At 59.6% G+C, this 19,142-nt stretch carries 22 protein-coding genes; 9 read left to right on the top strand and 13 right to left on the bottom strand.

Annotated features, from left to right (window positions below; genetic code table 11):
* Positions 1-29: 29 nt before the first annotated feature.
* Positions 30-1,019: a class I SAM-dependent methyltransferase gene (locus tag HHL09_RS18305; protein ID WP_169456073.1), complete on the bottom strand. Its 990-nt coding sequence runs from the start codon at positions 1,017-1,019 to the stop codon at positions 30-32.
* 145 nt (positions 1,020-1,164) lie between these two features.
* Between HHL09_RS18305 and HHL09_RS18300 the strand changes: the two genes are divergently transcribed.
* Entirely contained in the window at positions 1,165-3,612 is a 2,448-nt protein-coding gene (locus HHL09_RS18300; RefSeq protein WP_169456072.1) for a transglycosylase domain-containing protein, read from the top strand.
* A gap of 52 nt (positions 3,613-3,664) precedes the next feature.
* On the opposite strand, the gene HHL09_RS18295 is transcribed toward HHL09_RS18300, so the two are convergent.
* From HHL09_RS18295 to HHL09_RS18270, 6 genes are all read right to left on the bottom strand, one after another.
* Complete coding sequence (locus tag HHL09_RS18295) at positions 3,665-4,048, bottom strand: hypothetical protein (protein WP_169456071.1); 384 nt, start codon at positions 4,046-4,048, stop codon at positions 3,665-3,667.
* 110 nt (positions 4,049-4,158) lie between these two features.
* Complete coding sequence (locus tag HHL09_RS18290; protein ID WP_169456070.1) at positions 4,159-5,535, bottom strand: TonB-dependent receptor; 1,377 nt, start codon at positions 5,533-5,535, stop codon at positions 4,159-4,161.
* Between the two features lie 20 nt (positions 5,536-5,555).
* Positions 5,556-6,530: a hypothetical protein gene (locus tag HHL09_RS18285; RefSeq protein ID WP_169456069.1), complete on the bottom strand. Its 975-nt coding sequence runs from the start codon at positions 6,528-6,530 to the stop codon at positions 5,556-5,558.
* Between the two features lie 286 nt (positions 6,531-6,816).
* Positions 6,817-6,993: a hypothetical protein gene (locus HHL09_RS18280; protein ID WP_169456068.1), complete on the bottom strand. Its 177-nt coding sequence runs from the start codon at positions 6,991-6,993 to the stop codon at positions 6,817-6,819.
* A gap of 983 nt (positions 6,994-7,976) precedes the next feature.
* A complete protein-coding gene (locus HHL09_RS18275) occupies positions 7,977-8,852 on the bottom strand; it encodes a hypothetical protein (RefSeq protein ID WP_169456067.1) in 876 nt (291 codons plus the stop codon).
* Positions 8,853-9,054: 202 nt separating this feature from the next.
* Positions 9,055-9,531, bottom strand: coding sequence for a hypothetical protein (locus HHL09_RS18270; RefSeq protein ID WP_169456066.1), 477 nt, complete (start codon positions 9,529-9,531; stop codon positions 9,055-9,057).
* Between the two features lie 133 nt (positions 9,532-9,664).
* Between HHL09_RS18270 and HHL09_RS18265 the strand changes: the two genes are divergently transcribed.
* The gene (locus HHL09_RS18265) at positions 9,665-10,255 is read left to right on the top strand and encodes a hypothetical protein (protein WP_169456065.1); all 591 of its coding nucleotides are present in this window, start codon (positions 9,665-9,667) and stop codon (positions 10,253-10,255) included.
* 10 nt (positions 10,256-10,265) lie between these two features.
* Here HHL09_RS18265 and HHL09_RS18260 read toward each other — a convergent pair whose 3' ends face one another.
* The 3 genes from HHL09_RS18260 to HHL09_RS18250 all read right to left on the bottom strand — a co-directional run bounded on the left by HHL09_RS18260 (position 10,266) and on the right by HHL09_RS18250 (position 11,332).
* Positions 10,266-10,532, bottom strand: coding sequence for a hypothetical protein (locus HHL09_RS18260; protein WP_169456064.1), 267 nt, complete (start codon positions 10,530-10,532; stop codon positions 10,266-10,268).
* A 21-nt stretch (positions 10,533-10,553) separates the two neighbouring features.
* Positions 10,554-10,715 carry a DUF1328 domain-containing protein gene (locus tag HHL09_RS18255; protein WP_169456063.1) on the bottom strand — a complete coding sequence of 54 codons (162 nt, stop codon included), beginning with the start codon at positions 10,713-10,715 and terminating at the stop codon, positions 10,554-10,556.
* Between the two features lie 293 nt (positions 10,716-11,008).
* Positions 11,009-11,332 (bottom strand): PEP-CTERM sorting domain-containing protein, encoded by a 324-nt coding sequence (locus tag HHL09_RS18250; RefSeq protein WP_169456062.1) that lies wholly within the window; start codon positions 11,330-11,332, stop codon positions 11,009-11,011.
* Positions 11,333-11,509: 177 nt separating this feature from the next.
* Between HHL09_RS18250 and HHL09_RS18245 the strand changes: the two genes are divergently transcribed.
* From HHL09_RS18245 to HHL09_RS18230, 5 genes are all read left to right on the top strand, one after another.
* Positions 11,510-12,100, top strand: coding sequence for a hypothetical protein (locus HHL09_RS18245; RefSeq protein WP_169456061.1), 591 nt, complete (start codon positions 11,510-11,512; stop codon positions 12,098-12,100).
* Between the two features lie 161 nt (positions 12,101-12,261).
* On the top strand, positions 12,262-12,396 hold the full coding sequence (locus HHL09_RS26690) for a hypothetical protein (RefSeq protein WP_277349124.1): 135 nt from the start codon (positions 12,262-12,264) through the stop codon (positions 12,394-12,396).
* Positions 12,397-12,467: 71 nt separating this feature from the next.
* The gene (locus HHL09_RS18240; protein ID WP_169456060.1) at positions 12,468-13,742 is read left to right on the top strand and encodes a hypothetical protein; all 1,275 of its coding nucleotides are present in this window, start codon (positions 12,468-12,470) and stop codon (positions 13,740-13,742) included.
* A 23-nt stretch (positions 13,743-13,765) separates the two neighbouring features.
* Positions 13,766-14,611 (top strand): TIGR02452 family protein, encoded by an 846-nt coding sequence (locus HHL09_RS18235; RefSeq protein ID WP_169456059.1) that lies wholly within the window; start codon positions 13,766-13,768, stop codon positions 14,609-14,611.
* A 308-nt stretch (positions 14,612-14,919) separates the two neighbouring features.
* Positions 14,920-15,324 carry a hypothetical protein gene (locus tag HHL09_RS18230; protein ID WP_169456058.1) on the top strand — a complete coding sequence of 135 codons (405 nt, stop codon included), beginning with the start codon at positions 14,920-14,922 and terminating at the stop codon, positions 15,322-15,324.
* A 10-nt stretch (positions 15,325-15,334) separates the two neighbouring features.
* Here the strand turns inward: HHL09_RS18230 and HHL09_RS18225 are convergent, their stop codons facing one another.
* Positions 15,335-16,147: a TIM barrel protein gene (locus HHL09_RS18225; RefSeq protein ID WP_169456057.1), complete on the bottom strand. Its 813-nt coding sequence runs from the start codon at positions 16,145-16,147 to the stop codon at positions 15,335-15,337.
* Between the two features lie 102 nt (positions 16,148-16,249).
* Positions 16,250-16,768, bottom strand: coding sequence for a PH domain-containing protein (locus HHL09_RS18220; RefSeq protein ID WP_205760880.1), 519 nt, complete (start codon positions 16,766-16,768; stop codon positions 16,250-16,252).
* 350 nt (positions 16,769-17,118) lie between these two features.
* Between HHL09_RS18220 and HHL09_RS18215 the strand changes: the two genes are divergently transcribed.
* Both HHL09_RS18215 and HHL09_RS18210 read left to right on the top strand, forming a co-directional pair.
* Positions 17,119-17,562 carry a hypothetical protein gene (locus tag HHL09_RS18215; RefSeq protein ID WP_169456055.1) on the top strand — a complete coding sequence of 148 codons (444 nt, stop codon included), beginning with the start codon at positions 17,119-17,121 and terminating at the stop codon, positions 17,560-17,562.
* Positions 17,563-17,565: 3 nt separating this feature from the next.
* A complete protein-coding gene (locus HHL09_RS18210) occupies positions 17,566-17,949 on the top strand; it encodes a hypothetical protein (protein WP_169456054.1) in 384 nt (127 codons plus the stop codon).
* A 7-nt stretch (positions 17,950-17,956) separates the two neighbouring features.
* On the opposite strand, the gene HHL09_RS18205 is transcribed toward HHL09_RS18210, so the two are convergent.
* Positions 17,957-19,030 carry an alpha/beta hydrolase fold domain-containing protein gene (locus HHL09_RS18205; protein WP_169456053.1) on the bottom strand — a complete coding sequence of 358 codons (1,074 nt, stop codon included), beginning with the start codon at positions 19,028-19,030 and terminating at the stop codon, positions 17,957-17,959.
* Positions 19,031-19,142 lie beyond the last annotated feature (112 nt).

Below are 19,142 nucleotides of genomic sequence, written 5' to 3'. Positions count from 1 at the left end.
GAAACGACATCCGCTGACGGCGGGGCGGGCTAGTGATCCCACTCCGCGATCATCATGTGGAAGCTCGCGCCGAGTTGTCCGGGATGTGTGAGCGTCTGGAAAGCTCGCACCGCCTTCATCGCTTCCGCATCGGTGCGACCGTCCATGGACATCAACCAAGGCCGCGCACAATGGGTGAGGAAACGCCCTTGCCTTTCGAAGAGCGTTACCTTTCCACCCAAAGCTTCGATCGCCTCTTCCACCGCCGTGAAATCGACGTGAGCGGTGATATCGATCTCGCCGGGTGATTGCAGCGGATCTTCCGCGGCGCGATGTTGCGAGAAGGTACGCAGCGTGCCCTTGGTACGGGATTCATGGTAGTAATCGTCCCGCGGAAAACCGTAGTCGATCCAGAGCATGCGCCCGCTAGCCATTGCCCCCACCAACGGCGCGAGGAACTCGGGGAAATTGTCCCGCACCTCCGTGCGATAGCCTGCCGGAAAGACCGGGATTCCCTCGACCAGTCCTGTCGGGGCCGGCCCGATGCCGGCCCACGCGAACGCATCTCCCTCCAGACTCACGCCCATTTCCTCCCAAGCCTGCCCGTTGGATTCGATGACGTGAAACGGCAAGGCGTCCAGAACCTCGTTTCCCAGGACAAACGACGGTAAAGGATCCTCCGCGAGCGGACCGGAGGAATCCTCCACTCTCAAAAAACCCCCGCACTTTTCCCGAAGCGCTGCGGCGAGCTGCGGAAGGGGCTCGATCACTACGTGCTCGAGTCCGGAGCCCCCCCCAACCATCTCCTTTAGGGCGGCGTGCAGGTCCATGGCCAGCGTGCCGTCATTCGCACCCAGCTCCACCAGCCGCCAGCGCGGAGGTTTTCCGGCCTCCCGATACCATTCCATCACGCATTCCGCCAGCAAACGCCCGAAAAGCGGCCCCACGCTGACACTCGTGAAAAAGTCTCCCGCACGGCCCACCTGCCCCGCCGGCCGGGCATAATAACCCTCCTCCGGATCATAAAGTGCGGCGGCCATGAAATGCGGAAAGTCCAAGGGGCCCTCCCTCCGTATCTTTTCGCGGATTTTCCCCGCCAAGCCCGGGGTTGCACTTCCGCCTTCCGGGGAGTATGCCATCGGGGCACCGGGCTGGCTCCGGGGACTGTCACGATGGGATTCCGGCATGGCGAACGTCGATAAAAGCACGCGGAACAAGCTGAAGAAGCGCCGCTTCTACAAGCGCAAAGGTTTCTGGCTCACGCTGATCCTGCTGGGGCTGGTCTCTGCGGGCGTGGGCTACGTTTTCTTGGAGCAGTATACCCGCCCCTACCGCGAGCGGGCCTACACCTACGATCTCGAGCGGATCAATGAGGTGGAAATCCCCAGCATCATCTATGATCGCCACGGGAAAGAAATCGGCCGCCATTTCGAGCAAAACCGCAGCCCGATCCCAATCAAGGACGTGCCGAAAATCTTCATCGAAGCCCTGAAGGCGGGTGAAGACCAGAGATTTGAAACCCACAAGGGTGTCGACTACCTCGGCATCGGTCGTGCCGTTTACCTCAACTGGAAGGCGGGCGAGGAAACCCAAGGGGCCAGTACGATCACCCAGCAGCTCGCGAAGAATGCCTACGATCTCGTAAACGAGAGCAAGCGCCGGGATGAACCCCAGTTCAAACGGAAGATCGTCGAGGCCTTCCTGGCGATGCGGATCGAGAAACGCTATACCAAGCAGCAGATTCTGGATTTCTATGTGAACCGCGTGCTATTCGGCAGCGGCTATTATGGGATCCGGTCGGCGTCGCTGGGCTATTTTGGCAAGGAGCCGAAGGATCTCAATGCCTTGGAAAGCGCGGCGATCGTCGGCACGATCAAGAGCCCCACCTGGTGTTCGCCGATCAATCATCCTGAGCGAAATCGCGCCTCCCGGAACCTCGTTTTGGGGCGCATGGCGGAGGCAGGAACAATCACCAACCGGGAAGCGGCACGCCTGCAGGGCGAAACGCTGAAGCTGAACCCGAAGCCCTTGGCGCGCAATACCACGCATCTCTACGAGCGTGTGATGGACGAAATCGAGCGCGAGTTGGGTGAAGACGCGCTGATGGCCGGCGGCTACAAGATTTACACCTCAATCGATGCCGGGGTCCAAAGCGCGATGGAGGCAAAGCTGAGCGAACGCCTCGTAACCGCCGAAGCGCGTAACGGTTACGCGAACCAAAAACGTGCCGATTTCAAGAAGGCAAAAGCCGCAAATCCGGAAAACCCGGGTAAGGCGGAATACCTCCAAGGAGCAGGCCTGATGATCGATCATACCACCGGCGAAGTGTTGGCTCACGTCGGCGGTCGCGACTACGTGGATGTGCCCTACGACGTGATCGAGCTGGGTCGCCGTCCGCTAGGCACTGCTTTCCTGCCCTTCGTCTATGCCGCCGGCTTGGAACGGAATCTCACCGCGGCGACCGTGGTGGAGGACGAGTGGATGGACAACCGCTCGGTCATGGTGGGCGGCCGCGAAGGCGTGCTGGGCGAATGGGGTATGGAAGTGGCCATGCCGAAGAATGAAGGCCGTATCACCGCACGCCGCGCCTTGGAGGCGTCAAAGATCGCCGCGTCGGTTCGTTTCGCCGGCATGGCAGGCTTGGAGAATGTGGTGAAGACCGCGGAAGCGTTCGGCCTCCCCATGAAGGATGTCGAAATCCTGCCACGTCTGGCCACGGGCTTCGAGTCCGCGTCACTCAAGGAAGCTACCCGGGCTATCTCAGCCTTTGCCCGGGGCGGCGAGACCGCCCCTTTGAAGATGACTTACGTGGATCGCGTGGTCGATATCAAGGGGACGACCCGTTACCAGCGGAAGATCGAGATGCCCACTCGCCTGCGTCCGATGGGTGAGGATACCGCTTACATCGTGCACGACATGATGCGCGGCAGCATGGAGCATGGGAATACCGCCGGACTTTCCGACATGCTGATCGAGCGTCCGTTCAGCGGCGCTGGAAAAACGGGCACGACCAGCGATTTCTCCGACAACTGGTTCCTCGGTTACAATGGAAAGGTCGCCTGCGGGATCTGGATCGGCTTCCTGCAACCCGGCAAATCGATTTACGAAGGAGCGTTCTCCCGTGATCTCGCGATGCCGGTTTGGGCGGAAGCGATGAATGCGGCCTCCGAGAACTTCGGAGGCAAGGTCATCTCCCAGCCAGAAAACCTGGTGGAACTGAAAATCTGTAGCGTCACCGGCCAGCGGGCCACACCCTATTGCTACGTGACGGTGCATGACACGGCCACATCGACTCCCCGGACCCGTTCTTCCGAGGTCACCGAACTTTTCCGCAAAGGCACCGACAACCTTCCTTTCTGCCAAGAGCATTCGGGAGGTTCACCGGTGGCCAGCGGATCCGCCGCCGTCGGACTCGCTGCCCTCGCCGTGATCGATACCACGCCGGTGCGCTCCAAGACGCCCGTCCTTCTAGGGGAGGACCCCTATTTTACCGAGCAAGTCATGATGGAGGGAGCCACCCGTGCGGTTCCGCGCACGCGGACAAACGTGCTGGATAGCTTCGATCTGGGAGACAAGGAAGAGCCCATGAAACTTCCTTGGCCCAAGCGCTTGGAGATTTCCCCGGACTATTGACCGTCTTTGCCGGCTGCAGGTGGACGGAACGATCGCCGGAAATGTTAGCTCATCAACAGGCAGCCCGCGGCTGCGGGTAGCAGCCGCAATCCTTCAACTCTTGCCAAGTGGGCGGAGGACTCACTTCTGCAGCCCGGGTCTTCAGGCCATCTTTCCCCAACTCCGTGCACCAGGTCCGGATCCTGCCTTCGATGGCCAGATAGGGTGCGGTTGCGTCCTCCGTGAACTGCACCACCCCGAGCACCGGATACGATCCGCCGGGAAATTTCGCCCGCTGGAAGGGAAAAATCGCCACTTGGGGATCCTGCGGCAGCAGATCGCCTGCAAGCGCCGGAAGCTCCAGGCGGATCACCTCCAGGCAGCGCATGATCAAGTCCATGTCCCACGAGAGAAGCTCGTAGATCGGAGGTTCCAGCGGCGTGAAATAAACATCCATGGAGGGGCGGCTTCTATACCCGGATACGGCGAAATCGTCACGTGTTCTTCAATGGATGGAAACCATCGAAGCCGTGGAAAGTTCGCACGAAAAACAAACGCAGTTCCGCCTCAACCGTGCAGGTGCATGGCTGAGCGATGGGCCTCTGACGGGACGTAGGCTTTCCATGACTCATCCCCCTCCGTGATCATTTCCTGGATGTCACGGCCGGTGAATTGCATCAGATGCTCATCTCCTACCGGCACCGGTCGGACACGGCCCGTTTCGAGGAAGTATTTGTAGAGGCTCCGCGAATCTTCCGGCGGAATGAAGCTGTTCGCATCCACCAACTCCCCCGTTTTGCGGTTTTTCCACGGGTAAACGTAGAGCGTCACCTGATTCTTGAAGAGGCGTCCGAAGGACTCCAGCAGGCCACCCGCAAGATTCTCCGACCACTTGGCTTTGAAGAGTTCATTCAGCAGCCCGATACTCAGCACGATTCCGATCGGCTGCTGCGTGGCGCGGCTGAGATAGGCTGAAAGCCGGTGGAACTCTGCATAGCGCGATACCAAAACCGTCTTCCCCAATGCCTGCAAGGCATCGCAGCGGTCGATGAAATCCACATGATCCACCGTTTTCCCACGGAGCAGATTCGCCATGGTCATTTCGCACAGCTCGATCGTCCGTGCGGCTTCGTTCTCCGGTTGGCCGGAGCAAAACACCCCGTGGGCCTGTTCCATCATCTGCATGTGCAGGCGGGTCACGGGATCAAAGCTCCCGCGCAGGAGCAGGATCGGTCGCTTGTAGAGCACCTCCGCGGCTTGCACCACCTCGCCATCCGGCCTGAACATCACCGCTTCGGTGAGGCCAGCTTCCACCAGTGCCAACGAGCACAGGCGGTTGTCGAAGAAGCCATAACCGTGGCCATGGAATTTCAGCATGTCGATCTCGACGCGGTACGGCTTGAGCCCCTCCACCAACGAGGTAACGAAACGTCCCAAATGCCCGCGATGCCGGAAGGTCGCATGGATCATGTTTACCCCCACGATTCCCAAGGCTTCCGCCTGCTCCGCATTTGTCGCGTCCAGCAGACGCACGTGCACGTAGATATCGGACGGCGGCTCACCCGGCCGGAGTTGGAACCTCATGCCCAACCATCCGTGACACTCACCCGTGTCCAGATAGCCGCGGGCTCGCACCGTATTGCAGAAGGAAAAGAAAGTCGTGCTCTCCCCACGTACCGGACCCAGCCGCTCGATCAGAATGCTGTACTCATGATCAAGCATCTGCCGCAGCCGCTGGCGGGAAACATAGCGATCGCTCTTGCCATAAATGGCATCGCTCATCGTCATGTCGTAGGCAGAGATCGATTTTGCCACCATGCCAGCGGAACCGCTCGCCCGGAAAAACCAATTCGCCGTATCCTGGCCTGCACCGATCTCCGCGAAGGTGCCATAAATCCCAGGATCCAGATTCAGCTCCTGTGCCTTCTCAAGGGTGGTGGGCATCGTTCGTGGCTCGTTTCGGTTCAGCGCTTCTCCGGCTGCAGATCGAACCAACCTTCGCCGACAATTTCCTCGATCAACACCTGGTTATCGGACGACGGATTCTCCGGAAATCTCAGCTTCAACATCACCTTGCGGCGCACCACACCGTCGAGAGCGCGTAGCCGGGCCGTAAGGTCGCTTCCGACCGGGGCATAGCCATAGAGCGAATCGTCGCCGTTGACCGATTGAAGGTTGAACGAGATCCATTTCGACTCGTCCTTGAATTCAAAATTATAGTAAATTGCCGGGTTGGAAACCACCCGGAAGAGCTTTGCCTCGGAAGGCTTCTCCTTCTTGAAGTCCTTCCAGCTCATTTCCGACCAAGCCACCCAGCTCTCCCAGTCCACCCGGTAACCCGCGGGAGTTTTCACCATCGCGATCTGGCGCGTCTCGAAATCGTGCGTGCGGACGTTCAATCCCATGACGGTGGACTTACCGCTGGCAAGAATGGTGGCACCGTCCCTATCCGCGATGCCTTCGAAGCCTGGCGCTTCGTAAGGCTGGGCAGCATACCAAGCTTCAATCTTGGGCCGGAGCTCTTCAGCACGGTAAACCCACTTCAAAGCCTCCTCTACCGTCGCAGCCTTCATGAACCCCTTGGCCGCCGCCTCCATTTGCACCGCATCTGTCGCGGTAGGTGCAGCGGGAGCTTCCGGCTTCTTCTCCGCGGTGGGAATCTCCTTTCCCATCCCGCTTTCGGCGACCGGCAATCCCATGCTTTGGGGCTTCTGCTCCTTCGGCATCAGCATCCACGCGAAAAGCCCGAGCAAAAGCGCGCCCGGAACCGCCAGCATCGAGATCAAGCCCAAGGTGCTTCCCTCTTTTTCCTCGGTAAGCTCCGCGTCATGGTCGTGATCTTCCTCTTCAAGATCCTCCACATGCTCATCTGACTGCAGCGGCGAAGGATAGGCGATCAGCGGCCCCGGATCTTCTCCGGCTGCCGGGAGACGAAGCATCACTTTGCAGCCGGGACAAACGACGCCCCTGCCATCATGATCCCGAGGCACCCGGAAGATGAACCTGCATCCCGGGCACACGAAGCTGTTCCATCGCCGTGCTGTTGTCGCCGTTTCCGCCACGCCCCGACACTGGCGGGGCAATCGCCCGCGCGCAAGGGCGATCGGGTGCCGCTCCTCCGACAGCCTCGGCGGACCACTCCGTGCCACATCCATGGCTGCCGACACCCCATTTCAGCGTCGGCGACCCGGCACGGGCACATCGACCGCACACTCCCGGGAAGAACTACTTCTTGTCCTCGATCTTGATATCCACTTCGCCGCTTTTCTTGTCCCGCTCCACTTGGATGCCCCCTCCCGGCGTATCCACATCCAGCACCTTCTCCTTCTGTTTGCAGCCCGTCATGCCGAAGATCAGCATGCTCCCGGCGAGCAATATCCGGGGGATTGATGTAGCGTTCATGACGATTGGCTTGGCTTGTTTTTCTGGAGAGCCGTCCGGCACGCGCGCCGGCAACCCCGCTTTTCCTAACATACCGCGATTCCGGATCACCGCCAACGGATAGATTCTCCCCCTCAGCGGCCAGCGCCGTTTGTCATCCGCCTTCGGCGTCCCCCGGCGGCCCGTGCAAGGGACGAGCCGGAGGACACCGTGGCGTTCGCCTCAGGGCGTGTCACCACATCCCGGAGGAGCTGCTCATGACAGGGCTCCTATACGCATCATCTCCACGAATCTCCACGATATCTTCCAAAAACACATCGCTCGCATCATGCGATAGGCAAAAGGGCACGCCGGAGAATCTCCCGTCGTCTGGCTTCCCAACGCCGCTGTCGCCATACCAGAAGCAGTGCACCTGCTGCCAGACATAGGGCGGTTACCGACCAGTATGGTACGTGAAATACGTGCAACGGCACCGCGGCGCCTGAGCCCGGATACGGAAAATATCGCGCCTTTTCATACCCCGGCCTCCGGAACCAAGCAGCCCAGCCCTCGGCCGAGGGCTCCGGTTTCAGCGGCACCCGATAAAGATCGAAGTAACGCACGGATTTCGGCATCTCGTGCCACATTACCGTCAACTGCCCGGACCCCGAACGCGCGACTATCCCCAGCGGCCTGATTCCCGCATTCAGATTCTCCTGGACCTTCATAGAGCTCGCCCACGCCCATAGCACCGATGCAAGGATGAAGCCCCCCATCCAGCAAGACGGTGAACGATGCAGCGGACGCCGTGCACTCATGATCCAGTCCTCCTTGAAGCTGCATCGTAGGTCCGACCCACAATTCCACTGCAATCATGCGCTCTCTGCGAAATCCACAACAAGGGCAGGCGCGGGAGAAAGCGGATCATCGCGGCAACGGGTCTCTCCCCCTAACTCCGCGCGACCATGGATTTGTCTGCAGGAAACCATGCAGGGCCGATCACCAGGCCGACACATCACGCCTCTTCAAGGCGCGGGGTCCACCAACGGGTCCAAATATCCCGAGCCATTCACCGCGATCCTTTCCGGCACCGCGACCTCACCCCTCACCAAACTCAAGGCGTATTCGAACTGACCCGCTACCTCAGGCTTGTGGATCCTCACTTCGGCCAGCTTCCTCTCCAGCGCGGGGGCAAGAGCGACAGCTCGGAATCCAAGATTCTCAGCAACCTCGACGGCTCGGAGAGCTTGCCCGAGCGAAGTTTCCGGGTCCAGAGGATCCAAGGGACGCATCAACTTTTCGCGTGCCGCGTCGATACCTTGGAACATGCCGAACTCCGTAAGGGAAATCGCGATACCCTCGCGCAGCGCCTTGTCTTCGATCATTCTGAGCATCACGGCCAGCGCACGGCGATCATCGTCAGAAAGCATCCGGTGCTCGTGCAGCAGGCGTGCTGCCGCGACGGCGCGCTGCGGCATCGAATGAAGTTGTCGCCGTAGACCCGTCACCAGCACTTCATCCGGCCGAGTGTAGCAGAGCAAGCGGCGCACCGGCTCGGAAAGATCACCGGGATCCCGCAACGCCACCTCCAAAAGACCCGCATTGTAGGGCCGTAAGAAGTCCGCCCAACCTGCGATCACTTCAAGCCGCTGCGGCGAGGGATGAGCCCAATCCGGCGATTCCGCCTCCGTGATCTCACGATGGATCCAGTAGTTCAGTTGCCGCACGTCGCCGGTAAGTTGACCATTGTTGAGCGGCCCAATCGCGGTCTCCGCCTGCTTCGCCACCGAGCGCACTACCTTCCGCTGGCCGCTAAGACGCATTGGCCCCGTCACCAGTGCCGCCAGCCCCAGGCTAACGATCGCGGCTGCTGTGAACCATGGCGCGGAACGATTGCTCATCGGACGATCTAACCTAACATCGCCCAATGATGGAATAGGGTCAAACCAGCCGTGATGAAGAATACGTGAAGCTTTTCTGCAGCCGCGCTCTCACCCATCTGTCCTCGTCAGCTCGGGCTACTCCAAGCAGCCAAGTTAGAAACGGCTATCGCTCCATATCCAAACGACAAATGCCAAGGTGTGTTCATACGGGTCCCACACTTCATCTGATGGAAGATCCGGAGACGTCGCCCCCGCCGAGTTCACGCATTAATTTCCGGTGGGAGCTGTACACCCTCCACCGCCAGACGAGGAAGGCCGCCCATGGCAAAGTGTACAGGCCAAGCAGAAACCAATGCGGCAAAATGACGATTGCGCGCGTCTTTACCACCGATCCATAGGCAAAACGCTCCTTCTTGAACGTGATCGGCTGCGGGTCCACCCCGCGATGCTCATGCGGCTGCCGCTTGCGGGTCCACCGCCAGTATTGGAAGGGCAAATTCGGCTCCGGGGATTGGAGCCACCAGCGAAGGTCCACCGTGCCCAGGAATTGCCGGAAGGTATCGGAATCCCCACGCGCTCCCCGGTGTAGCGTGATTCGGCTCTGATACTTCAGGGAATCCAGCCACGCCCAGGAAATGAAGAGAAAGACCGGGAGTCCCAGCCAAAAGGTGCGCGAGCGATGAAGCCTGAAAGTCATGTCCGCAGCGTTCGTCGACAGCCCTGCACTTATCCTTGAAGGAACACGTGGATGGAAAGCCCGAAGTCACCGCCAGCGGCCCGCTGATACTCCGGGGTTTGACGCCTCCCGCTCCGATGCTACAGGGTGCCTTATGAAGACGATTCTTGCGGTCTTGATGATCCCGGCGGCGCTGTTTGCAACCTGGGCCACCCGGTTTGTTCAGGAAGCCGTGAGAGACGCACGCGCGGAATCCGCCGGCGTGGAGGCAAAGGCGGAACACGTCAAAGCTTCCCTGAATCGAAAGATAGAAACCTTCCGTGGTTCTTTCCTAATGGATACGGACCAAACCCTCTCCGTGGGCGCTGCACTCCGCAAAGGCCAAGCAACCATCGACCGTGCAATGGGTCGTACCGTGAGGGATCGCGAGGCCTACGAGGCTGAAAAAGCGGCTCTCGCCAAAGAAATTGAGCGGGAGCGCGCCGAGATTCGCGCCATGCGCGCCGCCGACGCAGCGGTCGAGGCCGCCCGCCTCCGTGAAAACCTCCAGCAGGCCACCGAGGCCCGTCGCGACGCGGTGGATCCTGTCTTGCTTGAAGACGCCCAGCGCCAAGCCGCGGAAAAACTGGAGGAAGCCAAGCGCGAAATCTTGGCCGTACCAACCCGAGCGGAATCATCCGACTCCGATCTTGAAAAACAGGTCGAAGACTTGGAGCGCGAGGCCCGCCAGCTGGAGGCAAAATAAATCCCTTCCGTTACTTCCGGGGAAGGTGCGGATCCCAATTTCGCACCCGACTGTAGAGGTGCTCCAATTTCTCGGCACTCCGCTCCGGGTAGATACCTTCCGCATACGGAGCCAGATGATCAGCGATCAAGACGGCTGCCGCACTGACCTCGATCTCCGCCACCAGCGCTCGCCGGTCTTCGGGACATTCGGACGGAGAGATATATTTCTCTCCAGAGTAACTTCCGAAACGATCCTCATACTGGGCAAGAGCTTGGCGGTGGCGGGACGAAGTCATCGTGACAGCTGGTAAGAGGCTTCAGACGCTGCTGCGGCGGGACAGAAGGCCCACCACCCAAAGAACAAGGAACAGAACGAACGCGATCTTCGCGATCGTTGCGGCCATTCCCGCCAAGGTTCCGAATCCAAGAACAGCAGCGATCAAAGCGATCACCAGGAAAACAAGGGTCCAATGTAGCATGGTCGTAGTAGTTTGGTTCAGCGACTCAGATCGCAGTCGCGGTGCCACCTACGATACACCATCCCAATCCACTGATTACCAACACCGACCAAACCCAATCGCACGCCTCTCCTATCGGCGCGCTTTGCCATTTTGCATTTTGCCCCGTGTAATTTGCACGTCCCCTCTTCCGCTGAATCCACCGTTCGGAAACAGCATGCCTCCGGCCAGAAGTACGATTCCTAGAGAACCGTCAGGACATGCGTCCCGACTTCCTCTTCATCCTTCTGACCGGAGGGTGGCGGGCGTCAGGATTACTTTCGCCGCCGTTGCCGGATCAGCATGCCGGAGGCCATCAAGGCACCCACGGCGAAACTGCTGGATGGTTCAGGAATCGCAGACAACTGCGATGGAATGGACAGGGGGAAATTACCATCGGACCGACAGGTCACGATTTCTCCCTGAAGGGTTGACTCGAAGGCTTTGAAACCTTGCGAGCTGATACCCGGAAAAGCCAAAGGAAGGCGTTCCGGGGACACGCTGGTATATTGAGCGGGCGAACCGATCAATACACTGGCTTGGGTGACGACAGGCAGGCAAACGAGGGTGCCCGCGAACAGCAATGCGGGGGGATGCATCAACGGGAAGCTGTCTCCATTTATTAGCCTTCGTCAATCACGAATATAATATCCCGGTTTCCTTGATAGCTCGTCGGATATGATGATCGCCCCTTCAACAATAACGGGCGATCGGGAGGGTATGCCAAAATGTCTGCTTCCGTTCTTTCAGATCTCATGATATTATGATTTTCCACAATGGACCCCCTCCAGCGTTACCTCTCCCCCCTTTCCCAAGGCTGGCTTCTCCCCGGCATGTGGGTTTGGAATGCCTCGTTTAATCCGCTGAGCGGCGTGACCCAATGTCACGCGATCCAGTTCGCGAGCGTGGGCGGGGGCACGGTGCAATTTGGAACTTCCGACCGCCGCACGACGACCGTTCGCCATGCCGCCTGGGCATACGAGCAGGACGGCGAGGTCATGGAAGAGCCGGCCTTCGTGGAAAGCTTCGAATATCAATTTTTACGCCCGGAAAATCCGGACTCCAGGGCGATGGATGAAGCCGCGGTTCACGAGGTATCTTTTGGTGCTTTCGAGTCGATCGATGTCTTCGTCGCTGAACACGAGGTAAAGGTGACCGGCGGCACCGAAAAGATCGAGGTCTTGGCCGGCCTCCGCTTCAATATGAAGCGTCCTGATGTTGGCGGGAATGATCGCAGCATCGGCTTCCTGCATTCGCGCTCCGGAGAGAGGTTTCGCGTGGGTTTTGCCTCAAAGGTCTTCGCTGATCTGCCTGAGCACATCCGGCTCGCCGAGACGATCATGACCGGCGAAGCCGTCGGGGTCTGAGTTCCTCGCTGGCAGGTGCGTTCCTTCTCCGGACGGTGAATTGGGCGAATCACGCCACATTTATTTCCAATTGCTTCACAATTCCTTCATCCGGCATCGCTATGGATTGGAGGAAGAAGATGCACTCAATCCGGAGAGAAAGACGCAGGTTGGTAGCAGGCATGCTTTGCCTCGTGCTGCTGGTGCTGTGGAAACAGGCACAGGTCGAATGCCACGGCCGGGACGCCGCACAGGGTGCTGCATCATCGACATGCTCCCATGAGGAAGAGGAGCATCAGGACGCGGAACTGGAGTAAAAAAGGCTCGATTTTGACTCGGACCCGGGCTTGTCCCCGCAAGATGAAGCGGGCAAGGTCTTCCCGTAGCCATGGATCCGGCCTCTTCCCCTCCTCCGGCGAAAACGCCTCCGAAAAACCGCTACCTTCTTGTCTCGCTCGTGGCGGCCGCCATCCCCTTGGTGGCTCTCGGCGCTATCCTGATTTTCACGCCGGAAAGCAAAAGCGGGCAACAAGCCTCGCCAGACACCAAGCGTGAGCTACCCCGCGAGAAAAAGCCGGGAGCTCCCGGAAAGGAGCCGGACACCCCGGCTCTCTTCAACAAGGAACGGACCACCGGCCAGGAGGAAAATCCTTTTGATAGAAAGCGACGGATCGTCGCGGACATTTGGGATGGCGAGAGCCGGATGGAAGATCGCATCCGGCGGGTAAGGGATGACACCTCCACCGGCGAGGAAACCAAGCTTCAATTGCTGGGAGAACTGGCTGTTCGGGCGGGCAATGCGGGCTTGAACGAGTCCCGGGAGATGTTGGATGCCGTCTATGCCATGCCGGAGGGACGCCTCAGGAATTCGCTGATCAATGGGGTTCTAGGGGCTCGCGTGGAGATCAATCCCGAGGAATCCCTGAAACTCTGTGGCGTGTTGCGGGAAACGAAAGAGCAGGTCATTGCACGAGCCTTCGTGGTGCGGCATTGGGCGATGAAGGACTTCGATGCGGCAACCCGTGCCATCGAGAAGCTCGCCCTGCCGGAAGAGCGGCTCTTGGCAACGAGCGGCCTGATCGAGGCTGCAGGATCCCGGATGAAGGATTTCGAACGGGTTCTCTCACGGAAGGATTTGAGTTCGGACGTAGCTGCTCCCTTGGCCAACGCATATGCCCGGGCATGGGCAGGCAGTCTGGAAGATCTGAAGAATGCGGTGGCTAGCCATAGCAAGGCGGATGTCATGAGCGCCTTGATGGCAGGCTATGGGGCGAACCATCCTCGTGAAGCCTTGCCCTATCTGCAAGCGAACCCACAGCAGGAAATCGGGGAGATCGCGATCCAGCGCATCGGGGACCGGCTGGCTGGCGACGATGCCCACGGAGCTCTTGAGACGGTGCTGGAGGGCCCGGATTTCTTGGAACGCACCAAACTGGTAAGCGCCATCTTCCATGGCTGGATGCGCCGCGATCTGAAGGAATCCGGCGACTGGCTACGCCAGAACGAGGCGAAGCTGGGCGATCCTCGACGGGCGGATGACCTGAAGCTCCAAATGGCGAAGACCATGAAAGGTGCCGGTGCCGAGGAATCGGCCCGGGCTTGGGCAGAGAAGATCTCCGACACGGCAGCACGTGAAGCCGCGCTGAGGGAGATCGGAAAGTAGCGGCAGGGCACGCTGAAGTTTTTATGAGTCGTGAATCAAGAGCCGAGCTGGCGCGAGAGACGGTAGCCATTCTGGAAGCTGGCGGATACCAGTTCGACGACGGGACCTTGGTCGATCTCGCGGGGCGTATCCGCGAATGCGTGTTCGAGACGGTGCTGTATGAGCCGGAAGCTTTGGAAGGCCTCTTGCAAGAGGCTGAATCACTCGGAAGAGGAACGGATGAAACGGCAGTCACGCTCCACAATGAGACGACGCTGCAAGGAGCCCGCGCCCTGGCGGAGGAGGGTCATGGGAAGATCGCGGTGCTGAATTTCGCCTCCGCTAAAAATCCCGGTGGTGGCTTCCTGAATGGCAGCCAGGCGCAAGAGGAAAGCTTGGCGCGGGCTTCAGCGCTATATGCCTCCCTGCGCACCCAGCCCGACTACTATGAATATCATAGATCGAACAATGACCCGCTTTACTCTCACCGCGCAATCTTCTCTCCCGGCTGCCCTGTTTTCCGCGATGATGAGGGAACTCCACTGCGGGATCCCCTGCAATTGGTGGACTTCATCACCTGCCCCGCTCCGAATGCGGGAGCAGTGAGGCAGAATAGGCCGGAAGCCATCGATCTGATCCCGGAAATTTTCCGGCGCCGTGCCGCCTATGTACTCGCACTGGCACTCCACAAACGCTGCGACGCCTTGGTGCTGGGTGCCTGGGGATGTGGCGTTTTCAAGAACGATCCCGCCCTGGTCGCGGAGGCTTTCAGGGACTTGTTGCAGGGGGAGGTCTTCTCCCGAAAATTCAAAGCGATTCGGTTCTCCGTGTTAGATCCGTCCGGGAATATTTTAGAGACCTTCCGGCAGTCCCTCACGGGCTCGGTTTGAATTGTCGGGCGAGCAATCGGCGACTGCCGCTTCGACCCAAACCTTTGAAACTGCGTAACTTTGGGACTTTCACCGCGGACTTTTCCGGATATCAGGGAGGATGCCGGATGTCCTCAAACCCAGCTTCCGGCCAGGTACGTGTCCGTCCGCCCCGAGCCCGCTCGGGGTGGTCGGCCGCCCCTTCGGCATTTCAAAAACCACGGCGCACTAGTGCGCATTTTTTTGGAAATTACACTCCCCCCGATCGTAAGGATATGCTAACACGGGAGCGTTCCCCAAACGCTTCCAGCCCGTTCCCCCATCTTCGCATGTCAAAGCGAGTCCTCTTTGTGTGCCTGTCCCTTTGCGTGATCGGATTGCTCGCGCTTTGGGAGAGCGTTCAGATTCTTACCGGCATCGATTCTCAGGGCAGGGTTTCGGCCCCTTACGTGGCGATCCTTTTCCTCCCGATCGGTTGTGGCCTCTTGTTCGGCTCCACTTTCGCCCGCACGGCGGCGACGGGTGTTTTCATCCTCAGCTATCTTATTGGAGCCTGGATGCTGCTGGCGCCGCTTTTCGTGACGGCCAGCGCAGCGATCGCCACGGATACGCGTGAGGCCGCGTGGATGTCAGGTTATCCCGTGCTTCTGGTCGGCGTCGTGATCGTGATTTCAGTCCTCGGAATCCTCCACTGGCTGATGTACTCCACGCCCTTCGAGAAGCACCTGTCCTGACCGACTGCAATCAGGCGGCTGGCCCGGATTTCAAGTCGGTCTGATAGAGACGGTCCGCCGCACGGCGTGCATCCATTCCTTGGGGAATACATTCGGCACCAAGCGGCAATGGGAGGCCAAGCTCACGGACCTTGCGAAAGACCTCGCTGTAGCGGACTTCTCCCGTGCCAGGCTCATTCCGGTCCGGCGAGTCGGCGAACTGGACGTAGCCGATCCACTCGCGGTGCTTGGTGAGATTGTCGATGAGGTTTCCCTCGTAGCGCTGCATGTGGAAAATGTCCCAGTTCAACAGGACGCGGCGGGAGCCGACGGCCTTGCATATGGCCACGCCGTCCGCGCTGCCATAGAGGCAGTGGTCGGGGTGGTTGTAGGGATTCATCGGCTCGAGGATGATGGTCTTCCCCTTCTCTTCGAGCACGGGTACGGCGGCGCGGAGCTTTTCCACCAGCGCTGCGTGCATCTGCTCTTTCGTGAAGCCGGGGATATCATCGCCACCCACGACGGTCATGAGTTCGCAGCCGGGCAGCAAATCGGCGGCCTCGCAGGCGGCCTGGATCTCCGCCACAAAGTCGGCCACGGGAAAATCCGGATGATTGACCTGCTGCCCGAAGCCCCAAGCGGTGAACTGCGTGGCCGTCATCCCGTGCTTCCGCAGCGCCTCTGCCCCCGCGATCAGATCCTTGTCCCGCCAAGTCCATAGCTCGATGGCGGGAAAGCCGAGCGCCGCTGCTTGCTCGATGCGCTCGACGAAGGAGCCCTCGAACCACATCTCGATGTTGACGGCGATGGGCGTGTGCGGCGTGCGTCCGGGCTGGGTGGTCATCGGGGCGAAGTAGAGAACATCGGACCGCCAAGGTCCAACATTGAACGGCGAAGGTTTCTGTAGTTCCCAGACGAATCCACAAGGCGGCAGCACCAAATCCGCTCAGGCGAGTGGAGCACCACCATCATCCGTGCTGCCATCCGCCAAGGCACCGTTCTCGTCGAAATCCACCTCGCGGACCCGCTTGCGATCGCGCCAGAACTCGACCTGCTTGCGCAGGGTTTCCCGGAGATTGTCGCCATCACTTACCGCCTTGATCTCGATGCGCGGCTGGGAGCGATCGGAGGTCTCGATGATCAACGTGGAGAGGCCGAACATCCGGTACCAGAACGGACGCTCCATCGAGGTATCCTTCACCCGGTAAAGCTCCACATCATCCATCTTCTGGTTGAAGACACCTCGATAGAGGCGGATGCGCTCGGTGGTGAGCTCATGGCGGACGCTGCGGGTTTCAATGAAGATCCAAAGAGCCCAGCCCAAGGGCAGGATCAGCGCGGCCCATGCCGGCGGGAAAAAGATGCCCCCCACCGCGATTCCCACGGCCAACAGAAGGGCTATGAGGTATTTGCCAAGGTTGAGGACTTGGGACGGACTGCCTTTCCAGAGGAGTTCTTCGCTCACCCTTGCAGGATGAATGAATTTTGGGGGCTTCAACAAGTGGAGAAATGCAGCGCAATTGGAATGTGGAATGTGAAAGGACACAGGCCTTTCTTGAGGCGACATGGGGAAAGAGCGAGCCGTCAGGAAGCGCCTGTTCCGCCTGTTATATCAGGGAAATTAACAGGAGCCGGGGGGGCCCGGGCAAAGAGAGGAAGATGATGGGAGAGCCGAAAAAGCTGACATAGCGAAAGACTACCAAGCCAGAGGGCAGCAAGGAACACCCTCCTGTGGTCCCCGCTGGAAACCCGGAGACGAATCGCGACGGTACGTTGACTCCCGATCTTCAGGCTCACAGTCTGTCGTCATCGATCATGGCCCGGCTTCCCTTCATTCACATCCGCAGCTCAAAGTTTCCGGCGATGCCCGGGGAGGAGGAGGAACTGGTGAACGAAGGACTGTATGGCAAGGCCATCTCGATCTACCTGAATGAAGGCTTGGCTGCAAAAGGCTATCAAATGCCGGGCTATGTCTGCGAAGACTGGGGATGGTGGGTCGGCGTCAAACAGGGGGACTTTTCCAGCGGGGTCTGCGTTTACAGCATTCGCCAAGACAAGGATGTGCAGGAATACTGCGCCTGCCTTCAAGACGCGCCCGGCCGCCGCTGGAGTTGGACGAAGTTCCGCAGGATCGATTTCACGGAGGACGTGACGAAGCTGGATGCGGATCTCCGTGAGATCTTCACGAAGGACCCTGAGATCGAGGTCGTAGGATTCCCCAAGGATCTCCCTTCACCCGAGGACGACAATTTCCAGTAGCCGGTGCGCGCGCAATATCACCTCAGAAGCTCGGAACAGGGATTGCTCGCGTGGGATGTCCGCCGCCTGATTGAAAGGACAAGCAGGCTTGTGCCCTTTGACCTGTCCTTGGATGAGGTCCGCGAGCTGGATGAAAGCTTCTGGTTCGAGAATGAAGGAGACCTGCCGACCTGCCGGAAGATCGCGGAGCATGCGAGGCTGATCGCGGAAACTGATCTTGGCAACCCGATCATCCTCGATCCGGAAGGGCGCGTGATGGACGGCATGCACCGCGTGTGCAAGGCACTGATGGAAGGAAGATCCAGCGTCAGGGCCGTGCAGCTACAAGAACTGCCGGAACCGGATTTCATCGGCACGGCGGCCGAGGACTTACCCTACGAGGAATAGCGCTCCTTCACTGCACCCGGATCGGCGTTTCGGGGATCTTGGCTTCCCGGCCGCGGAGGTGTTTGTCGAGGAAGAGCTTGATGCGATCATTCAGATCCGGGCTGTCAAAGCCGTGCCCGGCTCCGGTCATCTCGATGAGATGGGTTTCCACGCCGGCTTTGGCGAGGCTGGCATCGATCTCCTTCGCCTGGGCGTAGGGGACGAGATCATCCTTGGTTCCATGGGCCGTAAAGAAGGGCGCATCGTCCTTGGTGATCCAAGTCACGGCGGAAGCGGACTTGGCATTCACCAGCACCTCCTCCTCATCCTTGCCGAGAAGCGGCCCTATCATCTTGGCATCGCGGAGCGTCGCGGTCGTGGTATCCGGACCGTAGAAGGTGAGGAAATTTGCGGGACCGAAGAAATTCACCACGCATTGCACGCGGCTGCTCTGCTTGGTGAAACTGCCCAGATCCCCTTCGAGGGATGAGACATCACCACTCGTGCCCAGCACCGAGACAAGCTGCCCTCCGGCAGACATCCCCATGACGCCGATGCGCTCGGGATCGATGCCATACTTGGAAGCATTGCCACGCAGGTAACGAATCGCAGCCTTGCAATCGAAGATCTGAGCTGGCCATGCCGCTTCCTGGGTGAGGCGGTAGTTGATGCTCGCTGCAACGTAGTCACCGTTGGCTGTGATTGCCTGCATCACGCCCAAGCCATCCGACTTGCTACCCGCAAGCCAACCACCTCCATGGATGAAAACGACGAGCGGACGAAGCTTGGTGGCGCGATCTTTCGCCACGAGAAGATCGAGCTTCTGGCGCGGGTTGCCTTTCCCGACATAGTCGATGTCCTTTAGCAAATCGAGGTCCGGTCCCTTGGCCGGTGCCGGGCTTCCGCCACCATTGGACTTGGCGAATTCCTCCTGTGTGACAATGCCATCGTTGTTGGCATCCACGCGCTTGAAGTGGGCCTGCGCGGCCTTAGGCACTTCCGTGAGGGAGAGCTTGCCGTCCTTGTTCTTGTCGAGCGCCGCGAAGGGATCGGCCTGAGCGAAAGCGGCGGGGGTGAGGACGGCGAATAGAAGCCAGCGCATGAGCGGGAGGAAACACTGCTTCAGGGGCGCTGTCGCGGGGAAAGTTCGGGCGGCTGGATGGCAGTTCCGGGGCTGCCGCCAGGAGAAACCGGAATCACCTATCCCATTCCAG

The organism is Luteolibacter luteus (assembly GCF_012913485.1).
Lineage (GTDB): Bacteria > Verrucomicrobiota > Verrucomicrobiia > Verrucomicrobiales > Akkermansiaceae > Haloferula > Haloferula lutea.
The sequence above is the reverse complement of the archived record's forward strand: the minus strand, read 5'-3'. Positions and strand labels throughout refer to the sequence as shown.

Excerpts from the sequence above, each read along its gene's own strand:
- HHL09_RS18305 (WP_169456073.1), bottom strand. The coding sequence starts at position 1,019 with ATGGCCGCCGCACTTTATGATCCGGAGGAGGGTTATTATGCCCGGCCG.
- HHL09_RS18300 (WP_169456072.1), top strand. The coding sequence starts at position 1,165 with ATGGCGAACGTCGATAAAAGCACGCGGAACAAGCTGAAGAAGCGCCGC.
- HHL09_RS18295 (WP_169456071.1), bottom strand. The coding sequence starts at position 4,048 with ATGGATGTTTATTTCACGCCGCTGGAACCTCCGATCTACGAGCTTCTC.
- HHL09_RS18290 (WP_169456070.1), bottom strand. The coding sequence starts at position 5,535 with ATGCCCACCACCCTTGAGAAGGCACAGGAGCTGAATCTGGATCCTGGG.
- HHL09_RS18285 (WP_169456069.1), bottom strand. The coding sequence starts at position 6,530 with ATGCTTCGTCTCCCGGCAGCCGGAGAAGATCCGGGGCCGCTGATCGCC.
- HHL09_RS18280 (WP_169456068.1), bottom strand. The coding sequence starts at position 6,993 with ATGAACGCTACATCAATCCCCCGGATATTGCTCGCCGGGAGCATGCTG.
- HHL09_RS18275 (WP_169456067.1), bottom strand. The coding sequence starts at position 8,852 with ATGAGCAATCGTTCCGCGCCATGGTTCACAGCAGCCGCGATCGTTAGC.
- HHL09_RS18270 (WP_169456066.1), bottom strand. The coding sequence starts at position 9,531 with ATGACTTTCAGGCTTCATCGCTCGCGCACCTTTTGGCTGGGACTCCCG.
- HHL09_RS18265 (WP_169456065.1), top strand. The coding sequence starts at position 9,665 with ATGAAGACGATTCTTGCGGTCTTGATGATCCCGGCGGCGCTGTTTGCA.
- HHL09_RS18260 (WP_169456064.1), bottom strand. The coding sequence starts at position 10,532 with ATGACTTCGTCCCGCCACCGCCAAGCTCTTGCCCAGTATGAGGATCGT.
- HHL09_RS18255 (WP_169456063.1), bottom strand. The coding sequence starts at position 10,715 with ATGCTACATTGGACCCTTGTTTTCCTGGTGATCGCTTTGATCGCTGCT.
- HHL09_RS18250 (WP_169456062.1), bottom strand. The coding sequence starts at position 11,332 with ATGCATCCCCCCGCATTGCTGTTCGCGGGCACCCTCGTTTGCCTGCCT.
- HHL09_RS18245 (WP_169456061.1), top strand. The coding sequence starts at position 11,510 with ATGGACCCCCTCCAGCGTTACCTCTCCCCCCTTTCCCAAGGCTGGCTT.
- HHL09_RS26690 (WP_277349124.1), top strand. The coding sequence starts at position 12,262 with ATGCTTTGCCTCGTGCTGCTGGTGCTGTGGAAACAGGCACAGGTCGAA.
- HHL09_RS18240 (WP_169456060.1), top strand. The coding sequence starts at position 12,468 with ATGGATCCGGCCTCTTCCCCTCCTCCGGCGAAAACGCCTCCGAAAAAC.
- HHL09_RS18235 (WP_169456059.1), top strand. The coding sequence starts at position 13,766 with ATGAGTCGTGAATCAAGAGCCGAGCTGGCGCGAGAGACGGTAGCCATT.
- HHL09_RS18230 (WP_169456058.1), top strand. The coding sequence starts at position 14,920 with ATGTCAAAGCGAGTCCTCTTTGTGTGCCTGTCCCTTTGCGTGATCGGA.
- HHL09_RS18225 (WP_169456057.1), bottom strand. The coding sequence starts at position 16,147 with ATGACCACCCAGCCCGGACGCACGCCGCACACGCCCATCGCCGTCAAC.
- HHL09_RS18215 (WP_169456055.1), top strand. The coding sequence starts at position 17,119 with ATGGCCCGGCTTCCCTTCATTCACATCCGCAGCTCAAAGTTTCCGGCG.
- HHL09_RS18205 (WP_169456053.1), bottom strand. The coding sequence starts at position 19,030 with ATGCGCTGGCTTCTATTCGCCGTCCTCACCCCCGCCGCTTTCGCTCAG.